This window comes from Anaerotignum lactatifermentans DSM 14214 (assembly GCF_900142265.1).
GTDB classification, from domain to species: Bacteria; Bacillota; Clostridia; order Lachnospirales; family Anaerotignaceae; genus Anaerotignum; species Anaerotignum lactatifermentans.
This window is the reverse complement of sequence record NZ_FRAH01000032.1, coordinates 1-20,117: the sequence shown is the minus strand read 5'-3', so window position 1 is coordinate 20,117 and position 20,117 is coordinate 1. Positions and strand designations below refer to the sequence as shown.

Annotated in this window: 13 protein-coding genes; 10 read left to right on the top strand and 3 right to left on the bottom strand. The window is 45.6% G+C overall.

Annotation, left to right across the window (positions count from 1 at the left end):
* The first annotated feature begins 4 nt into the window (after positions 1-4).
* On the top strand, positions 5-484 hold the full coding sequence (locus tag BUB35_RS09700; protein WP_072851256.1) for a hypothetical protein: 480 nt from the start codon (positions 5-7) through the stop codon (positions 482-484).
* A 247-nt stretch (positions 485-731) separates the two neighbouring features.
* On the opposite strand, the gene BUB35_RS09695 is transcribed toward BUB35_RS09700, so the two are convergent.
* The 3 genes from BUB35_RS09695 to BUB35_RS09685 all read right to left on the bottom strand — a co-directional run bounded on the left by BUB35_RS09695 (position 732) and on the right by BUB35_RS09685 (position 3,175).
* Positions 732-1,370, bottom strand: coding sequence for a DUF3885 domain-containing protein (locus BUB35_RS09695; protein ID WP_072851254.1), 639 nt, complete (start codon positions 1,368-1,370; stop codon positions 732-734).
* A 160-nt stretch (positions 1,371-1,530) separates the two neighbouring features.
* Positions 1,531-2,391 carry a DMT family transporter gene (locus BUB35_RS09690; protein ID WP_072851252.1) on the bottom strand — a complete coding sequence of 287 codons (861 nt, stop codon included), beginning with the start codon at positions 2,389-2,391 and terminating at the stop codon, positions 1,531-1,533.
* A gap of 139 nt (positions 2,392-2,530) precedes the next feature.
* Complete coding sequence (locus tag BUB35_RS09685) at positions 2,531-3,175, bottom strand: epoxyqueuosine reductase QueH (RefSeq protein ID WP_330391151.1); 645 nt, start codon at positions 3,173-3,175, stop codon at positions 2,531-2,533.
* Between the two features lie 778 nt (positions 3,176-3,953).
* On the opposite strand from BUB35_RS09685, the gene rpoB reads away from it, so the two are divergent.
* The 9 genes from rpoB to BUB35_RS09635 all read left to right on the top strand — a co-directional run.
* On the top strand, positions 3,954-7,814 hold the full coding sequence (gene rpoB / locus BUB35_RS09680; RefSeq protein WP_072851249.1) for a DNA-directed RNA polymerase subunit beta: 3,861 nt from the start codon (positions 3,954-3,956) through the stop codon (positions 7,812-7,814).
* Positions 7,815-7,831: 17 nt separating this feature from the next.
* A complete protein-coding gene (gene rpoC, locus BUB35_RS09675; protein ID WP_072851247.1) occupies positions 7,832-11,479 on the top strand; it encodes a DNA-directed RNA polymerase subunit beta' in 3,648 nt (1,215 codons plus the stop codon).
* Between the two features lie 346 nt (positions 11,480-11,825).
* On the top strand, positions 11,826-12,248 hold the full coding sequence (gene rpsL, locus BUB35_RS09670) for a 30S ribosomal protein S12 (protein WP_022254786.1): 423 nt from the start codon (positions 11,826-11,828) through the stop codon (positions 12,246-12,248).
* A gap of 158 nt (positions 12,249-12,406) precedes the next feature.
* Positions 12,407-12,877 carry a 30S ribosomal protein S7 gene (gene rpsG, locus BUB35_RS09665; RefSeq protein ID WP_072851245.1) on the top strand — a complete coding sequence of 157 codons (471 nt, stop codon included), beginning with the start codon at positions 12,407-12,409 and terminating at the stop codon, positions 12,875-12,877.
* A 103-nt stretch (positions 12,878-12,980) separates the two neighbouring features.
* The gene (gene fusA, locus BUB35_RS09660; protein ID WP_072851244.1) at positions 12,981-15,062 is read left to right on the top strand and encodes an elongation factor G; all 2,082 of its coding nucleotides are present in this window, start codon (positions 12,981-12,983) and stop codon (positions 15,060-15,062) included.
* A 139-nt stretch (positions 15,063-15,201) separates the two neighbouring features.
* Positions 15,202-16,395, top strand: a complete 1,194-nt coding sequence (tuf, locus tag BUB35_RS09655; RefSeq protein ID WP_072851242.1) for an elongation factor Tu — start codon at positions 15,202-15,204, stop codon at positions 16,393-16,395.
* A gap of 926 nt (positions 16,396-17,321) precedes the next feature.
* Positions 17,322-18,461 carry an acyl-CoA dehydrogenase family protein gene (locus tag BUB35_RS09645; protein WP_072851238.1) on the top strand — a complete coding sequence of 380 codons (1,140 nt, stop codon included), beginning with the start codon at positions 17,322-17,324 and terminating at the stop codon, positions 18,459-18,461.
* Positions 18,462-18,527: 66 nt separating this feature from the next.
* Positions 18,528-19,319: an electron transfer flavoprotein subunit beta/FixA family protein gene (locus BUB35_RS09640; RefSeq protein WP_072851236.1), complete on the top strand. Its 792-nt coding sequence runs from the start codon at positions 18,528-18,530 to the stop codon at positions 19,317-19,319.
* Positions 19,320-19,428: 109 nt separating this feature from the next.
* On the top strand, positions 19,429-20,117 hold a 689-nt coding region (locus BUB35_RS09635; protein WP_072851234.1), incomplete at its 3' end, for an electron transfer flavoprotein subunit alpha/FixB family protein.

Genomic DNA, 20,117 nt, shown 5'->3' with positions numbered 1-20,117 from the left:
GCTTTTGAATCCCGAAGATGTTGCCATGACATTTCTGCGGGATGAAATGGGGCTTTGGTCTGTGACAACTGATGATATTGTGGTGAGAGAAGGAACTCTAGAGGATTTTTACGGAGATATGTCCTCTAAACAGTTCGGGTATATCTTAGAGTTGGATTTTGAAAATGAGTGGCTCAGATTGAACGAAGCCCAGTGGTATACAGAGGAAAACAGAGAACGTCTGGCACAGGTGCATCTGGACCCCAATATGGAAATGCCAAACGGATATTATATTCGCACATGGGAAAACGACAGAACCATGGATATGGGAAAACGACCAGAAATTCTGGTGGTGGAATTTACGGAAAATGGTGTGGAGCAGAAACAGCTGAAAAGCTGGAAAGAATTGCAGAAGCATCTGGAAGAAGAAGGCGGGTACCTGCCGTTCTGGATTACTTCGGAAAATGGTGTTGTGACAAAAGTAGAAGAACAGTATGTTCCGTAACAAAAAAAAGGCACAGAATTGAGGGTGTCGAAAAAGTCGACACCCTTCGTCAAAATCAGGATTTTGACGAGGTTACTGTATGTATAAACAGTACGTTCCATCGGCATAAAAATGCCTTGAAACGTGCTGTTTTCCTCGTCGGAAGTGAATTCCGACTGCGGATTCCATTTGGGACACGCTTCGTTTCCCAAACCCTTCCGCGTTCTTGCAAAAGTGTAAAATATAATTTTTTGACAGTCTGAGAATTTTAGATGGGTTCTGTGCCTTTTGTATTTGCAAAGATTTCGTCCATGTGGGGCAGGTCGTAGTCCAACAGCCAGTTATGGCAGTCCTCATAAAAAGGAGAAAGAAGGGCTTTATCTGCCGCTACCAAGTCCATACCTCTGTCATCATAGAGATGGAGGAGAAAAGGTGTCTGGGTGTTGAAAAAGAAAACAGCAGAGGAAAGCTCCAGAAATCCGGCGAAATCTGTTTTCAGGATACCGTCCAGCAGGGCGGCGGTTTTAGGTGGCGTTTCTTCCATATCCCAGAAAAAGAAGATACGAGTAAAGGGTTCGCCGTCACGGTCTACGGTTTCCTGTTCATAGACCTCCGCAGGTTCTGGCAGGCGAGCAAGTTTGCAGAAACGGTCGAGAAGTTCGTTGATGTCAGAATCCATATCCGGTGTGCGGTAGAGCACCCAAAGAAGGGTATCAAAATCAGGTGCTTTTTCATAGAGAAAAGAGGTACGCCAGTATGCCATACGGAAATAACGGGGGTCATTGACGGGAATGTCCTCGGGACCGATCTCGAAGCGGAGGGACAGGGGACTTTCGTAAAATATAGGTAATTGCAGGCGTTCATTGCCCAGTGCCTGCAATGTGGACAGGGTTCGTTCTAATAACATGGGAGACTCCTTTTGTGATATTTTGCAATAGTATAGCAGAAAATGGGAAAGAAAAAAAGAGAATGGAAAAGATGCCTGAAAATTTGCAAAAAAGAAGAAAGCTGAAATCTTATTGCAGAGATTCCAGCTTTCTTTGTTTTCTTGATGAAGAAATTCGTGTTTATGCTTTTTCTGTTCGGGTGGTGCGCAGGAACATGGCAATGGCTGTGCCACAAATGATGGCGTAACCTACCCAGCTGAGCCAGTCAGGAATCTGTCCGAATACGATGAAACCCAGAAGCGCCGAGAAGGGAATCTGGAAGTAGTCGAAAACGGAAATTTCCCTTGCGGGCGCGTAGCAGTAAGCGGCAGTGATGGTGAACTGACCGCCGGCAGCAGAAAGTCCTGCCAGAAGAAGTGTGCCAAGCTGCACCCAAGTCATAGGGTGGAAATCGAAAATCAGGAAGGGCAGCAGCACCACGCAGGAGAATGCCGAGAAGAAGAACACGATAAATGGTCCGGCAATTCCCTGCTGTCCCAAAGAGCGGACATAGGTATACGCAAGACCTGCGCCAAGACCGCCCATAAGCCCGATGAGAGCAGGAATGAGATTCATATTGCCTGTGGGTTTGACAATGAACAGAACACCAATGAAGGCGGTGATGATGGACAATGTCTGGAAGCGGTTAGGCTTTTCTTTCAGCAGGAAAATGGCAAAAATCACCGCGAAGAAGGGTGACATCTTATTGAGCATGGATGCGTCTGCCAGAACCAGATGGTCTACGGCATAGAAGTTGCACAGAACACCCACGGTGCCTGCCAATGCCCGCCAGAACAGATGCAGTTTGGCTTTGGGGGTAAAAGTTACTTTGGGGCGTTCCCGATACAAAATCACAGCGGCAAAGAGCAGTGCCACGAAATTACGGAAAAAACTTTTCTGCATGGAAGGCAGGTCGCCGGAAAGCCGCACAAACAAATTCATCAAAGCGAAAAAGAAGGATGATGCGGTGATGCACAAAATCCCCTTTTGTTTTTGTGTCATAAGAAAACTCCTTTCAGAAAAAATCGCACGGGGTTTATTATACGACGGTTTTGGAGGAAAGAAAAGAGAAAATGCAGCTTTTTTCCAAAAAAGAACAGCAAGAAAGCCTTTTAGAAGGTTTTTGCTGTCTGATTTGGTTTTATTCGCCGTGGATGGCTTTTCTGCGGGCTTCGGCTTCCGCTTTGGAGAAAGGACAGCCGCAGTAATCCTGACGGTAGAGGTGGTACTGTTCTGACAGTTCGCAGGAGCGTTTATAGCCGTTTTTCTTTTTGAAATCGGAAAAGAGATAAGAAACGCCGTAGGTTTCCGCCAGTTCTTTGCCGATGGCATTGAGGACCTGGGCGTTTTTATGAGGGCTGATGGAAAGGGTGGTGGTGAAGTAATCAAAGCCGCCAGCCTTTGCAGCTTCTGCTGTCTTTTTCAGACGAAGGGTATAGCAGTCGAAGCAACGCTGTCCCCCTTCCGGTTCCTGTTCTCTGCCTTTTGCCATGGCGAAAAAGGTTTCCGGATCATATTCCCCAACGATGCAGGACACTTCTCCTTCCAAAGGCATCTGAGCAATGAGTTTCTGCTGTTCTTCCGCACGGTGGGTGAATTCCGCAGCAGGGGAGATATTGGGGTTATAGTAATATACGGTAATATCAAAATAATGGGAGAGATACTCCAATGCATAAGAAGAACAGGGACCGCAGCAGCTATGAAGCAGCAGACGGGGACGGCGTTCTTCCTTTTCTATGGTCTTTAACGTGCGTTCCAGCACAATCTGATAATTCTCTTTCTGCAAGATCAACACCTCGTTTCTATCTCAAACAGTGTAACAGGTAAGGAAGAAAATGTAAAGAAGTGTGATGTATTTAAAAAAGAACAAAAATAGTTCACAAAATTACGATTTTTTGAGATGGTAAAATCAAAAAACAGTCATGAAATTTTAACGGAATTTTAGCGGTGTTTTATACAAAATGTCACTTGCGCCCAAAATGCAATGGGAAAGAACGGAGAAAAGCGGGAAAGGGGTTGTGCAAATGGGAGAAGGAAAAAAAGCAATAAAAAAAGGCGGGAAACCGCCGGAAATTCAAGGAAAAAGGGCTTGACAGCCAGCTTTAGATGTGGTAAAATATCTCACACATTGGCAAACAAGCACACATATCCATGATTTATGGTCAGTATAGCATAGAGGTTTGCAAAATTCAATATCTTTTTGCAGAATTCGGCAGGAACCTTGAAATACAGGGGATTTCTGACACATAAGGATTGCGCTTTGTTTGGAATCATTGGCTTTTATATGGTGAACGGGAGGCTGTATGGCAAACTGTTCAAAAGTTGCATTAGAATTTCTTAGATAAAAGAGGCTTTTGTCACGACCACTGATCAAAGGTGGTGCAGGCAAAGGTCTAGCTTTGTTTGGGCAATTCTAAATTTTTTGCGCAAAAGCAGAAAATTTCTGCAAAAAAGCAGCTGCCATGGACGCCTGATAGAGAGAAACGACAGGTCGTTTTTCTGTATCAAGTGTCCGTAGGGCAGTGGTAATGTCGGTGTGATAGATAAATTCGAGAGGTGACAAGATGGAAAAAAACAGAATTCATGCACTCCGTTTTGGCGACACGACACGAATGAGCTATTCCAAAATCAACGAAGTTTTGGATATGCCCAATCTGATCGAGGTGCAGAAGGACAGTTACCAGTGGTTTTTGAAGGAAGGTTTGAAAGAAGTATTTGAAGATATTTCCCCCATCACAGACTTCAGCGGCAATCTGGTGCTGGAATTCATTGATTTTACATTGGATTCCGAACCCAAATTCTCCATTGAAGAATGTAAAGAACGTGATGCCACCTATGCGGCAGCATTGAAAGTAAAAGCAAGACTGTATAACAGAGAATTGGACGAACTGAAGGAACAGGAAATCTTCATGGGCGATTTCCCTCTGATGACAGAAACAGGTACCTTCATCATCAACGGTGCAGAACGTGTTATCGTCAGCCAGTTGGTTCGTTCCCCCGGCATTTACTATGCTTCTGATTTTGACAAAGTTGGGAAAAAGCTGCTTTCCGCAACGGTTATCCCCAACAGAGGCGCTTGGCTGGAATATGAAACAGACTCCAACGACGTATTCTATGTAAGAGTTGACCGTACCAGAAAAGTTCCCGTGACAGTTCTGATTCGTGCACTGGGCATTGGCTCCGACGCGGAAATCATTGACCTGTTCGGCGAAGAACCTAAGATTCTGGCAACACTGGAAAAAGACGTTTCCAAATCTTACGAAGAAGGTCTGATCGAAATCTATAAAAAGCTGCGTCCCGGCGAACCTCCCACAGTGGAAAGTTCCGAATCCCTGCTGCGCGGCATGTTCTTCGATCCCAAACGTTATGACCTGGCAAAAGTAGGTCGTTACAAATTCAACAAGAAACTGGCTCTGAGAAACAGAATCCGCGGCGCGAAACTGGCGGAAGCAGTGGTTGACCCTATGACAGGGGAAGTTCTGGCTGAAGAAGGCGCAGTGCTGACAATGGAACTGTGCGATACCATCCAGGACAGCGGTATCGACCACCTGTATATTGAAGTAGAAGAAAGAAAAGTAAAAATCCTGACAAACCGTGCAGTTGCAATTGATGCATATCTGGAAGAATTCGGTCTGACAGCAGACGATGTAAACATCAAAGAAAGAGTTTACTTCCCTGTGCTGGAACAGCTGCTGAACGAATACACAACAGCGGAAGAACTGAAAGCTGCCATCAAAGAAAACATCCACGAACTGGTGCCTAAGCACATCACACTGGAAGACATCATGGCTTCCATCAACTATGTGATGCAGCTGGATTACGGCTACGGCAATGTGGACGATATCGACCATCTGGGCAACAGACGTATCCGTTCTGTAGGGGAACTGCTGCAGAACCAGTTCCGTATTGGTCTGTCCAGAATGGAAAGAGTTGTTCGTGAAAGAATGACAACACAGGATCTGGCTGTGGTAACACCTCAGGCACTGATCAACGTACGTCCTGTAACAGCTGCTATCAAGGAATTCTTCGGTTCCTCCCAGCTGTCTCAGTTCATGGACCAGAACAACCCTCTGAGTGAATTGACACATAAGAGACGTCTGTCCGCACTGGGTCCCGGCGGTCTGTCCAGAGAAAGAGCAGGCTTCGAAGTTCGAGACGTTCACCATTCTCACTACGGCAGAATGTGTCCTATCGAAACACCAGAAGGTCCTAACATCGGTCTGATCAATACACTGGCAACATTTGCCCGCATCAATGAATATGGTTTCATTGAAGCGCCTTACAGAAAAGTAGACCAGAGCGGCGACGAACCTCGCGTAACAGACGAGTTCATTTACGTTACCGCTGACGAAGAAGAAAACTACAATGTAGCGCAGGCCAACGAACCTCTGGATGCAGAAGGTCACTTCGTTCATAAGAAAGTAACCGGTCGTCACCGTGAAGACATCATCGAAGTTGACAGAAGCCAGATCCACCTGATGGACGTATCTCCTAAACAGATGGTATCCGTTGCAACAGCGCTGATTCCTTTCCTGGAAAACGACGACGCGAACCGTGCGCTGATGGGTTCCAACATGCAGCGTCAGGCTGTACCTCTGATGGTAACTGACTCTCCTATCGTTGGTACCGGTATGGAATACAAAACAGCGAAAGACTCCGGTATCTGTGCTATCGCGAAAAACAGCGGTGTGGTAGAAAGAGTTTCCGCAAACGAAATCGTGATCCGTAACGATGAATCCATGCGTGACACATACAAACTGATCAAGTATCAGAGAAGTAACCAGAGCACCTGCCTGAACCAGAAACCTATTGTAAACGTAGGCGACAGAGTTGAAGCAGGTCAGATTATCGCCGACGGCGCTTCCACTTGTCAGGGGGAACTGGCACTGGGTAAAAACCCTCTGATCGGTTTTATGACATGGGAAGGTTACAACTACGAAGACGCGGTTCTGCTCAGTGAAAAACTGGTGCAGGACGACGTATATACTTCCGTTCATATCAATGAATTTGAAGCAGACGCCAGAGATACAAAACTGGGGCCTGAAGAAATCACAAGAGATATCCCTAACGTAGGCGAAGACGCACTGCGTGACCTGGATGAAAGAGGTATCGTCCGCATCGGTGCGGAAGTACACCCCAACGACATCCTGGTTGGTAAAGTAACACCTAAGGGCGAAACCGAGCTGACCGCAGAAGAAAGACTGCTGCGCGCCATCTTCGGTGAAAAAGCAAGAGAAGTTAGAGATACTTCCCTGCGTGTTCCTCACGGTGAAACAGGTATCATCGTAGACGTTAAGATCTTTACCAGAGAAAACGGCGACGACGTAGGTCCCGGCGTTAACCAGCTGGTAAGAGTTTATATTGCACAGAAACGTAAAATCTCCGTCGGCGACAAGATGGCTGGTCGTCACGGTAACAAAGGGGTTGTGTCCCGTGTACTGCCTGTGGAAGATATGCCCTTCCTGCCCAACGGCCGTCCACTGGACATCGTACTGAACCCTCTGGGTATTCCTTCCCGTATGAATATCGGGCAGGTATTGGAAACCCACCTGTCCCTGGCTGCAAAAGTTCTGGGCTGGAAAATCAGCACACCCGTATTCGACGGTGCAAACGAAATCGACATCATGGATACACTGGAAATGGCAAACGACTATGTCAACACAGAATGGGAAGAATTCTCCGAAAAATGGAAACCCCTGCTGGAAGGCGACATCTATGATGAACTGTATGCAAACAGAGATCACAGAGAAGAATGGAAAGGCGTTGCCATCAGCAGAGACGGTAAAGTTTCCCTGCGTGACGGTCGTACCGGCGAATTCTTCGATAACCGCGTAACCATCGGTTACATGCACTACCTGAAACTGCACCACCTGGTAGATGATAAGATCCACGCACGTTCCACTGGCCCGTACTCCCTGGTTACCCAGCAGCCTCTGGGTGGTAAGGCACAGTTCGGCGGTCAGCGTTTCGGTGAAATGGAAGTTTGGGCGCTGGAAGCATACGGCGCAGCTTACACACTGCAGGAAATCCTGACAGTGAAGTCCGACGATATTGTAGGTCGTGTAAAAACTTACGAAGCTATTGTTAAGGGCGAAAACATCCCCGAACCCGGCGTGCCTGAATCCTTCAAGGTACTGCTGAAAGAACTGCAGTCCCTGGCACTGGATATCCGCGTACTGCGTGAAGACCAGACTGAAGTAGAAATCAAGGAATCCATTGAAGATGTGGATGATCTGAATGTAAATATCGACGGCTTTGAAGGCGAAGACGATGAATTCCGTCGTCCCAGACCTATGACAGCCGAAGAAGAACTGGTGGACTTCCTCTTTGATGATGAAGAAGGCACCGTACACGACAACAGCGATCTGCTGTCCGATGATTATGCCGGCGGCGAAGAACTGTTGGACGATTATAACGAAGAATAAGAAAGGAGAACAAGCCCATGAGCACACAAAACACAGAACAGGGAATTGTTTTTGATTCCATTAAGATTGGATTGGCTTCTCCTGAAAAAATCCATGAATGGTCCAGAGGCGAAGTAAAGAAACCCGAAACCATCAACTACAGAACACTGAAACCCGAAAAAGACGGTCTGTTCTGCGAAAGAATCTTCGGGCCCACAAAGGACTGGGAATGCCACTGTGGGAAATATAAAAGAATCCGTTACAAAGGCGTTGTCTGCGACCGCTGCGGCGTTGAAGTAACAAAGGCAAAGGTTAGAAGAGAAAGAATGGGTCACATCGAACTGGCTGCACCCGTTTCCCACATCTGGTACTTCAAGGGTATCCCCTCCAGAATGGGTCTGATTCTTTCCATGAGCCCCAGAGCACTGGAAAAGGTTCTGTACTTTGCGTCTTATATCGTACTGGATGCAGGGGACACAGAACTGCAGTACAAACAGCTGCTGAGCGAAAGAGAATACAGAGAAGCATATGATAAATACGGCAACCGTTTTGAAGCAGCAATGGGTGCGGAAGCAATCAAAAGACTGCTCCAGGACATTGATCTGGAAAAAGAAGCCGACGAGCTGAAAAAACAGCTCGTCGACACCACAGGTCAGAAACGTGTGCGTATCATCAAGAAACTGGAAGTTGTAGAAAGCTTCCGCGTATCCGGCAACAAGCCTGAATGGATGATTCTGGATGCCATCCCGGTTATTCCTCCCGACATCCGTCCTATGGTACAGCTGGACGGCGGTCGTTTCGCAACCAGTGACCTGAATGATCTGTATAGACGTGTTATCAACAGAAACAACCGTCTGAAAAGACTGCTGGATCTGGGCGCGCCTGACATCATCGTTCGAAACGAAAAAAGAATGCTGCAGGAAGCAGTTGACGCCCTCATCGACAACGGCAGACGCGGCAGACCTGTAACAGGCCCCGGCAACAGAGCGCTGAAATCTCTGTCCGATATGCTGAAAGGGAAACAGGGTCGTTTCCGTCAGAACCTGCTGGGTAAACGTGTTGACTACTCCGGTCGTTCCGTTATCGTTGTAGGCCCCGAACTGAAGATTTTCCAGTGCGGTCTGCCGAAAGAAATGGCTATCGAGCTGTTCAAACCTTTTGTAATGAAGAAACTGGTGGAAGATGGTCTGGCTCACAACATCAAATCCGCTAAGAGAATGGTAGAAAGACTGCAGACAGAAGTTTGGGACATCCTGGAAGATGTCATCAAAGAACATCCTGTTATGCTGAACCGTGCCCCAACCCTGCACAGACTGGGTATCCAGGCATTTGAACCCGTACTGGTAGAAGGACGTGCAATCAAACTGCATCCTCTGGTATGTACAGCGTACAACGCCGACTTCGACGGTGACCAGATGGCGGTTCACGTACCTCTGTCCGTAGAAGCACAGGCAGAATGCAGATTCCTGCTGCTTTCTCCTAACAACTTGCTGAAACCTTCCGATGGTGCTCCTGTAACCGTACCCTCTCAGGATATGATCCTGGGTATGTATTACCTGACACTGGAAAGAGAAGATTTGAATAAAAAATATGAAGAAGATATTCTGGACGCAGAAGGCAATGTGATCGTTGCCAAAGGCGACCCGATTATCAAAGTATTTAAAGATGAAAAAGAAGCAATGCTGGCTTACGATAACCACGAAATCTATCTGCAGGAAGTTATCAAAGTCAGAAGAACCATGGAATTTAACGGCGTAAAAGAAACCAGACTGGTAAAAGCTACCGTTGGTCGTATCATCTTCAACGAAGCAATTCCTCAGAATCTGGGTTACGTTGACAGAACAAACGACGAAACCAAATTTGACTACGAAGTTGGTTTCCTGGTAGATAAAAAAGCCATCGGTAAGATCATCAACAAGTGCATCAACCGCTGCGGTGCAACACAGACAGCTGATGTACTGGATAAGATCAAATCCCTGGGTTACAAATTCTCCACAAGAGCAGCTATGACAGTATCCGTATCCGATATGGAAATTCCTAAGGAAAAAGCGGAATATCTGGCAGAAGCAGAAGCAAAAGTAGATCTGATCACAAGAAAATTCCGTCGTGGTTTGATGACAGACGAAGAACGTCACCAGAAAGTTATCGAAGCATGGAACATTGCCGATGATAAGATCACTGTGGCTCTGCTGGCTGGTCTGGGTAAATACAACAACATCTTCATGATGGCTAACTCCGGTGCCCGTGGTTCCAACAGACAGATCAAACAGCTGGCTGGTATGCGTGGTCTGATGGCATCCCCTAACGGCGGTATCATCGAACTGCCTATCAAAGCGAACTTCCGTGAAGGTCTGTCCGTACTGGAATACTTCATTTCCGCTCACGGTGCTCGTAAAGGTCTGACCGATACAGCGCTGAAGACAGCCGACTCCGGTTACCTGACACGTCGTCTGGTAGACGTATCTCAGGATATTATCGTTAGAGAATGGGACTGCTGCGAAGGCAGAAACATCGAAACACCTTGTATGGAAATTTCCGCTTTCATGGATGGCAACGAAGTCATCGAAGATCTGCAGGATCGTATCCGCGGCAGATGGTCTGCTTATGACATCATCCATCCCGAAACAGGCGAAATCATTGTTCCCGCTGACACCATGATCACCGTAGATCAGGCAGAAGCAGTTGAAAAAGCAGGTATTAAGAAAGTTTGGATCAGAACTGTACTGACATGTCGTTCCGAAGTTGGTATCTGTGCAAAATGTTACGGTGCCAACATGGCATCCGGCAGATATGTACGTATCGGTGAATCCGTAGGTATCATCGCGGCGCAGTCCATCGGTGAACCCGGTACACAGCTGACCATGCGTACTTTCCATACTGGCGGTATCGCCGGCGATGACATCACACAGGGTCTTCCTCGTGTCGAAGAATTGTTTGAAGCAAGAAAACCTAAGGGTCTTGCAATCATCGCAGAATTCGGCGGTAATGTAACACTGAACGATACCAAGAAAAAACGTGAAGTAATCATCACAAACCCTGAAACAGGCGAAACAAAAGATTATCTGATTCCTTACGGTTCCAGAATCAAAGTTTACGACGGCGACATCATTGAAGCCGGTGATGAAATCACAGAAGGTAGCGTAAACCCTCACGACATTCTGAAGATCAAAGGCCTGAGAGGCGTTCAGGACTATATGATCCAGGAAGTACAGCGTGTATACCGTCTGCAGGGTGTAGAAATCAGCGACAAGCATATCGAAGTTATCGTTCGTCAGATGCTGAAACGTGTCAAGATCGAAGAAAACGGCGATACAGATTTCCTGCCCGGCTCTCTGGTTGACTGGCTGACATTTGAAAACACAAATGCAGCTCTGGAAGCAGAAGGCAAAGAACCTGCAAAAGGTTCCCGTGTACTGCTGGGTATCACAAAAGCATCCCTGGCAACAGATTCCTTCTTGTCCGCAGCTTCCTTCCAGGAAACAACAAGAGTCCTGACAGAAGCAGCGATCAAAGGTAAGATCGATCCACTGATTGGTCTGAAAGAAAACGTTATCATCGGTAAGCTGATTCCCGCTGGTACCGGCATGAGCCGTTACCGCAACATCGAACTGGAAACAGAACAGACCGAAGATGCGCAGGATTATCAGGCTGACGGCACTTATATCGACGAAGACGAAATGGTATAAGATGGTGTATAGAAAATGAGCAAAATGGATACAATCCCCAATGGGTTGTATCCATTTTTTTGCGTTAGCAGCGTAAAGCGCCGAAAACAAAGGCTTTCGGGGATTTTGTCGGTGAAATGCGGTGTTTTGCAGAGATTTTTTGTATACAAAGCCGAAAAGGGTAAAATCTGCGTAAAATCAAGGGTTTTCAGGGGAAAAGGGTATTGACTTTTGATTTTTTGGGTGATAAAATTTTCTAGTGTCTGCGGGCTGGAAGTTTTCTAAGCGGCTTCTAAGACGCGACATCAAGCATACTGAAATAATGCAAGAGCAGAACGTATGAGATTCTATAAGGAGGTGCATTTTAATGCCAACGTTTAACCAGTTAGTAAGAAAAGGCAGACAGACTGTTGAGAAAAAATCCACAGCACCCGCTTTGCAGAAAGGTCTGAACTCTCTGCAGAAGAAAGCAACTGATGTTTCTTCTCCTCAGAAACGCGGTGTTTGCACAGCAGTAAAAACTTCTACACCTAAAAAACCTAACTCCGCTTTGAGAAAGATCGCCAGAGTACGTCTTTCCAACGGGATCGAAGTAACAGCTTACATCCCCGGTGAAGGTCACAACCTGCAGGAACACTCCGTTGTTCTGATCAGAGGCGGTAGAGTAAGAGACCTGCCTGGTGTACGTTACCACATCATCAGAGGTACACTGGATACAGCAGGGGTTGCAAACAGAATGCAGGCGCGTTCCAAATACGGCGCTAAACGCCCTAAAGCATCCAAGAAGTAATTCAATCATCGTAAAAAGAAGAAATGCCTTATACCAATCAATACAATCTGCGATTGCTTAGAAGGACGGATATAAGTTGAGAGATAAGGCATGAAAACACAGGCGAAAAGTCCTGTGAAGTACCGAGAATATCATTATTCATTAAGGAGGGAAGAATCGTGCCAAGAAAAGGACATGTTGCAAAAAGAGAGGTTTTAGCAGACCCTATTTACAACAGCAAGCTGGTTACAAAGCTGATCAACAGCATTATGCTGGACGGCAAGAAAGGTGTTGCTGAAAAAATCGTTTATGGTGCATTCGACAAAGTAGCAGAAAAAACAGGTAAAGAACCCCTGGAAGCATTTGAAGAAGCACTGGGCAATATCATGCCCGTACTGGAAGTTAAAGCTCGCCGTGTTGGTGGTGCTACTTACCAGGTTCCCATGGAAATCAGACCTGAAAGAAGACAGACTCTGGGTCTGAGATGGCTGACAGTTTACGCTAGAAAACGTGGCGAAAAAACTATGGTAGATCGTCTGGCAGCAGAAATCATGGACGCGCTGAACAATGCTGGCGGCGCTTGCAAGAAAAAAGACGAAACACACAAAATGGCAGAAGCAAACAAAGCTTTCTCTCATTTCAAATGGTAATTTTAAACTAAGAAACTTATGTATCAAGGCAAGCCCGAAAAGACTGATTAGCAGTTTTTTCGGGTATTGCCCGATTTTAGTATGACACGAAGGAGGAGTAAGCGTGGCAAACAGAGCGTTCCCGCTGGCCAAAACCAGAAATATTGGTATTATGGCACACATCGACGCAGGTAAGACAACACTTACAGAGCGTATTCTGTTCTACACAGGCCGTAACTACAAAATCGGTGATACCCACGAAGGTACAGCAACCATGGACTGGATGGAACAGGAACAGGAAAGAGGTATCACAATTACTTCCGCAGCGACAACTTGTCAGTGGAATGGTAACAGAATCAACATCATTGACACACCAGGTCACGTTGACTTCACAGTAGAAGTTGAACGTTCCCTGCGTGTACTGGACGGTGCCGTTTGCGTATTCTGCGCAAAAGGCGGTGTAGAACCTCAGTCCGAAACTGTATGGCGTCAGGCTGACAACTACAACGTACCCAGAATGGCATTTGTTAACAAAATGGACATCATGGGTGCAAACTTCTATAATGTACTGCAGATGATGGTAGACAGACTGGGTTGCACACCTGTTGCTGTTACTCTGCCTATCGGTGCAGAAAGCGATTTCGTTGGTATCATCGACCTGATGAAAATGAAAGCTCTGATCTATGAAGATGATCTGGGTAAAGAAATCGACGAAGAAGACATCCCCGCAGAATACTTGGATAAAGCTGAAGAATACAGAGCAAAAATGATCGAAGCAATCTGCGAAACAGACGAAGAACTGATGGAAAAATTCTTCGCTGAAGAAGAAATCACAGAAGAAGAACTGAAAGCAGCACTGCGTAAAGCATGTATCAACTGCGAACTGGTTCCCGTATTCTGCGGTTCCGCTTACAGAAACAAAGGCGTTCAGAAACTGCTGGACGGCGTTATCGAATATATGCCCGCTCCCATCGATATCCCCGCTATCAAAGGTATCGATCCCGAAACAGACGAAGAAGTAGAAAGACATTCTTCCGACGAAGAACCTTTCTCCGCTCTGGCATTCAAGATCATGAATGACCCCTTCGTTGGTAAGCTGGCATTCTTCCGTGTGTACTCCGGTACACTGGATGCAGGTTCTTACGTTTACAACTCTACAAAGGGTAAAAAAGAACGTGTAGGCCGTATCCTGCAGATGCACGCAAACCACAGAGAAGAAATCGACAAGGTTTACTCCGGTGATATTGCGGCTGCAGTAGGTTTCAAACTGACAACAACAGGTGACACAATCTGTGATGAAGATCACGAAGTAATTCTGGAATCCATGGTATTCCCTGAACCCGTTATCTCCGTTGCAATTGAACCTAAAACAAAAGCAGGTAGAGACAAAATGGGTATCGCTCTGGCAAAACTGGCAGAAGAAGATCCTACATTCAAAACATACACAGACTCCGAAACCGGTGACACAATCATCTCCGGTATGGGTGAACTGCACCTGGAAATCATCGTTGACCGTCTGCTGAGAGAATTCAAAGTAGAAGCTAACGTTGGTGCTCCTCAGGTTGCTTACAAAGAAACATTCCGTAAAGCTGTTGACGTTGAAGGTAAATTCGTTCGTCAGTCTGGTGGTAAAGGTCAGTATGGTCACTGTAAAGTGAAATTTGCACCTATCCCTACAGATGCAGAACACAACTACGAATTCATCAACAGCACCGTTGGTGGTTCTATTCCTAAGGAATATATCCCCGCTATCGACAAAGGTATTCAGCAGGCTATGCAGAGCGGTATCCTGGGCGGTTATCCCGTACTGGGCGTAAGAGCAGAAGTTTACGATGGTTCCTACCATGAAGTCGACTCCTCTGAAACTGCGTTCATGGTTGCTGGTTCCATGGCTTTCAAAGAAGCTATGAGAAAAGGTGACGCTGTACTGCTGGAACCCATCATGAAAGTTACAGTAACAGTACCCGAAGAATACATGGGTGACGTTATTGGCGACATCAACTCCCGTCGTGGCCGTATCGAAGGTATGGAAGCTAGAAACGGCGTACAGGTAATTCACTCCTTCGTACCTCTGGCTGAAATGTTCGGTTACTCCACAGACCTGCGTTCCAGATCTCAGGGCCGTGGTAACTACGTAATGGAAGTAGACCACTACGAACCCTGCCCGAAATCCGTTCAGGAAAAAGTTCTGGAAGGCAGAAAATAATTGCAAAAACCGGAATATAATTGTATTTTGGTATTGCAAAAACTGCGGAAGTTTAATATAATTAAGGACGATAGGTACATTTATGCGATAATGTATGAATCTATTTGCCTTAGTAAATTTTAAAGGAGGATATTTAAAAATGGCAAAACAGAAATTTGAAAGAACCAAACCTCATATGAATATTGGTACTATCGGTCACGTTGACCATGGTAAAACAACTCTGACTGCAGCTATCACAAAAACACTGCATGAAAGATATCAGATCGGTGAAGCAGTTGCTTTCGAAAACATCGACAAAGCTCCCGAAGAAAGAGAACGTGGTATCACAATTTCCACAGCTCACGTTGAATACGAAACACCTACAAGACACTATGCACACGTTGACTGCCCGGGTCACGCTGACTATGTTAAAAACATGATCACAGGTGCTGCTCAGATGGACGGCGCTATTCTGGTAGTAGCTGCTACAGACGGTCCTATGGCTCAGACAAGAGAACACATCCTGCTGTCCCGTCAGGTAGGCGTACCTTACATTGTTGTATTCATGAACAAATGCGACATGGTTGAAGACGAAGAACTGCTGGATCTGGTTGAAATGGAAATCAGAGAACTGCTGAACGAATATGAATTCCCCGGTGATGATATTCCCATCATCAGAGGTTCCGCATTCCAGGCTCTGCAGGATCCCGCTGGTCCTTGGGGCGACAAGATCATCGAACTGTTCGATGCAATCGAATCCTACATTCCCGAACCCGAACGTGACACAGACAAACCTTTCCTGATGCCCGTCGAAGACGTATTCTCCATCACAGGCCGTGGTACAGTTGCTACAGGTAGAGTTGAAAGAGGCGTTGTTAAAGTACAGGACGAAGTTGAAATCGTTGGTCTGACAGACGAAATCAGAAAAGTAGTTGTAACTGGCGTAGAAATGTTCAGAAAACTGCTGGATCAGGCTGAAGCTGGTGACAACATCGGTGTTCTGCTGCGTGGTGTTCAGAGAAACGAAATCGAAAGAGGTCAGGTTCTGGCTAAACCCGGTTCCATCACACCTCATACAAAATTCAAAGCACAGGTTTACGTTCTGAGCAAAGAAGAAGGTGGCCGTCATACACCTTTCTTCAACAACTACAGACCTCAGTTCTACTTCAGAACAACAGACGTAACAGGCGTTATCTCTCTGCCCGAAGGTACAGAAATGTGCATGCCTGGCGACAACGTTGAAATGACAATCGAACTGATTACACCCGTTGCTATGAACCAGGGTCTGCGTTTCGCTATCCGTGAAGGTGGTAGAACAGTAGGTGCAGGTTCCGTAGTAGAAATCATCGAATAATTTCGACTTCATACGGTAGATTGAAAAGGAGTATCCTTAGGGATACTCCTTTTTTGTGTGCTGCCATATATTAAGGAAGAAATGGAAACGGAATGACGAAAAGAAATATTTTCTGTTTCGGAAGAATAGACAAAAAAGGGAAAACAGGATAGAAGGATATTTAGCGTAATTTTTCACAAAAATATGACGGTATGAAAAAATGTGATAAGAACGGTTCATGGCAGGGGAGAAGCCCATTCGAGGGAAAGAAAAAGGTTTGTTTTTTACCGAAAAAAAGGGAAAAAGCCCGAAAGATTGGGAAAAGAAGGAAAAAGCAAGGGATGTTCATTATGAAAAGTACACAATACTTGTATGACAACATAAGGGCAAAAACCATGTTGGAGACAGTGGAGATATTGACAGAGAAAAGACAATAGTGTAAAGTAGGGTTAAGCAAAAAGACAAGGAACACACAAAATCAGCAGGCAGTGTGTTATTTTTTCGGCAGTATATTTCGCATACAAAGTATTGAGAAAAACAAAGGTTTCTTTGCCATTCACAGATCCATGGAACGGACATTTTCCGGAAGAATCGAGAAGCGATCGTGGCTGAAGGCAAGAGAATTTGGGTAAAAGAGGCGAAAGGAAGATGCCGGAAGAACCATGGATTTTTGTTGGTTTTTTTGTGGCGAAAAGACAGTGAGAACTGTCGGTATTACCATAAATTGTGACCGTTTTTTATCTAATATTTAATCGACAAAGATGTTGACAATTTTTAGACAAAAATGGTATAGTTCTTTTAGAAGCGCACAAATGCTTTTCTGTTGAGATGCAAAAAAGCGAATGTGGACTTCATGACGGCAGCGTCGGATGTAGGTTGTTTTTATAAAGCGACCGGGGCGCAAGGACGGTTGCTTTAAATTTATTAAAAAATAGGAGGAATATTAAATGGATTTCAAATTGACAAAAACTCAGATGCTTCAGCAAGAGTTGTTCAGAAAATTTGCTGAAACAGAAGTTAAACCCATCGCAAAGGACATGGACGAAAAAGAAGAATACTCTGCTGAACTGCTGCAGAAATTGCAGAAAATCGGTGCGTTCGGTATTCCTTATTCCAGAGAATATGGCGGTCAGGGTGCAGACGTTCTGACATACACACTGTGCATGGAAGAAATGTCCAAAGTTGATGCTTCCACAGGTATCACACTGTCCGTACATACATCTCTTTGCTGCCCTTGTATCAATGAATTTGGTACAGAAGAACAGAAACAGAAATATCTGAGACCTCTGGTTGACGGTTCCAAGATCGGCTGCTTTGGTCTGACAGAACCCGGTGCTGGTACAGACGCTGCTGGCGTACGTACAGAAGCTACACTGGATGGCGACTACTATGTACTGAACGGTACAAAGATGTTCACAACAAACTCCGGTTTTGCTGATATCTTCATCGTATTCGCTCTGACAGACAAATCCAAAGGTCCTAAAGGTATGTCCGCTTTCATCGTAGAAAGAGGCTACGAAGGTCTGACAGTTGGTCCCAACATCGAACGTATGGGTATCAGAGCTGCTTCCAACTGTGAAGTAATCTATGAAAACGTAAGAGTTCCCAAAGAAAACCTGCTGGGCAAAGAAGGTCAGGGCTACAAGATCGCTATGACAGCTCTGGGCGGCGGTCGTATCGGTATCGGTGCTCAGTCCGTAGGTATCGCACAGGGTGCTATTGATGAAACACTGAAATATGTTAAAGAAAGAAAACAGGGTGGCAAACCCATCGGTAAATATCAGAATACACAGTTCAAACTTGCTGAATGCCAGACAAAAGTTGATGCTGCTAGACTGATGGTATGGAGAGCTGCTACTGAAAAAGACAACCATGGCAACTACGCTCCTTATGCTGCTATGTGCAAATACTTCGCATCTGATGTAGCAAACGAAGTTACAAGACAGTGCGTACAGCTGTTCGGTGGTTACGGTTACTGCCGTGAATATCCCGTTGAAAGAGCTATGCGTGACGCTAAAATCACAGAAATCTACGAAGGTACAAACGAAGCTATGAAGATGATCATCTCCGGCTCCATGAAGGTTTGATCTAGTAGATATTCTCAAATTTAGATGACGAAGCTAAATTACTAATATTTTGGAAGGAGAACTATAATGAAAATCGTTGTATGCATTAAACAAGTACCAGATACAGTTGAAGTTAAAATTGATCCTAAAACCGGCACTCTGATCCGTGACGGTGTTCCCTCTATTATCAACCACGACGACAAAACTGGTATCGAAGCTGCACTGACAATCCGTGAACAGGTTGGCGGCACAGTAACAGTTGTATCCATGGGTCCCCCTCAGGCAGACGTTGCTCTGAGAGAAGCTCTGGCTATGGGTTGTGACGAAGCTATCCTGGTTTCCGGCAGAGAATTCGGTGGTTCCGATACATACGCTACATCCGGTATCCTGGCAGCTGCTCTGAAGAAAATCGGTTACGATCTGATCATCACAGGTCGTCAGGCAATCGACGGTGACACAGCTCAGGTTGGTCCTCAGATTGCTGAAAAACTGCATGTTCCTCAGGTTTCTTATGTTGAAGAAATCAAAGAAGCTACAGAAGATTATGTAGTAGTTAGAAGACAGTTCGAAGATGGCTACCACATCATCAAAATCAAAACTCCTTGCCTGCTGACAGCTATCGCAGAACTGGCAACACCTAGATACATGACAGTTAGAGGTATCGTAGAAGCTTACGAAAAAGAAATCAAGATTCTGGACTTCGAAGCTCTGAAAGATGGCCTGGAACTGGATATGATCGGCTTGAAGGGTTCCCCTACAAACGTATATCAGTCCTTCACAAAAGAAGTAAAAGGCGCTGGTACAATCCTGAAAGACCTGTCCGCAGACGAAGCTGTTAAAGCAATCGTTGCTAAACTGGAAGAAAAATTCATCATCTGATGAATGCTTGCGGATCCGTTTGTTAAGGACGGAAAGAAGCAGAAAAACGCTGTTTCTGCTGAAAAAGAAGCTAATACGAAAATTTGGAATATAAGGAGGAAACCCTACAATGAGTAATGGTATTTATGTAGTAGTTGAACAAAGAAGCGGTAAGGTTCAGAACGTAGGTCTGGAACTGATCGGCGAAGCTACAAGACTGAAAGCAGATCTGAAAGATGATGTATATGCAGTCCTGCTGGGCAGCGGTATCGAAGGCGAAGTTGACAAACTGTACCACTATGGCGCAGACAAGGTAATCCTGGTTGACCATCCTTACCTGAAAGAATATGTAACAGAACCTTATACAAAAGCTGTTACAGAAATCATCAAAAAATTCGATCCCGAAATCATGCTGTTCGGCGCTTCTTCCATCGGCCGTGACGTTGCACCTCGTGTAGCTAGCCGTGTAAGAACAGGTCTGGTTGCTGATACAACAGGTCTGAGAATGGCTAAAACTCAGGAAGAATATGACAAAGAAGCATCTATGGGTTGCGCAGATCCTACAAGAGCTCTGCTGATGACTCGTCCTGCATTCGGCGGTAACATCATGGCTACTCTGATGTGCCCTAGAACAAAACCTCAGATGGCTACCGTACGTCCTGGCGTTATGAAGAGAATCGACAAGGACGAAACAAGAAAAGGCGAACTGATCAAATTTGACGTTGACTTCACAGAAGCAGACATGAACGTTGAAATTCTGGAAGTTGTTAAATCCGATAAGAAATCTGTTGACCTGACAGAAGCTAAACTGATCGTTTC

Bases quoted from the DNA above. Each gene is read 5' to 3' on its own strand.
- BUB35_RS09695 (WP_072851254.1), bottom strand. From the start codon at position 1,370: ATGTTATTAGAACGAACCCTGTCCACATTGCAGGCACTGGGCAATGAA.
- BUB35_RS09690 (WP_072851252.1), bottom strand. From the start codon at position 2,391: ATGACACAAAAACAAAAGGGGATTTTGTGCATCACCGCATCATCCTTC.
- rpoB (WP_072851249.1), top strand. From the start codon at position 3,954: ATGGAAAAAAACAGAATTCATGCACTCCGTTTTGGCGACACGACACGA.
- rpoC (WP_072851247.1), top strand. From the start codon at position 7,832: ATGAGCACACAAAACACAGAACAGGGAATTGTTTTTGATTCCATTAAG.
- rpsL (WP_022254786.1), top strand. From the start codon at position 11,826: ATGCCAACGTTTAACCAGTTAGTAAGAAAAGGCAGACAGACTGTTGAG.
- tuf (WP_072851242.1), top strand. From the start codon at position 15,202: ATGGCAAAACAGAAATTTGAAAGAACCAAACCTCATATGAATATTGGT.
- BUB35_RS09645 (WP_072851238.1), top strand. From the start codon at position 17,322: ATGGATTTCAAATTGACAAAAACTCAGATGCTTCAGCAAGAGTTGTTC.
- BUB35_RS09640 (WP_072851236.1), top strand. From the start codon at position 18,528: ATGAAAATCGTTGTATGCATTAAACAAGTACCAGATACAGTTGAAGTT.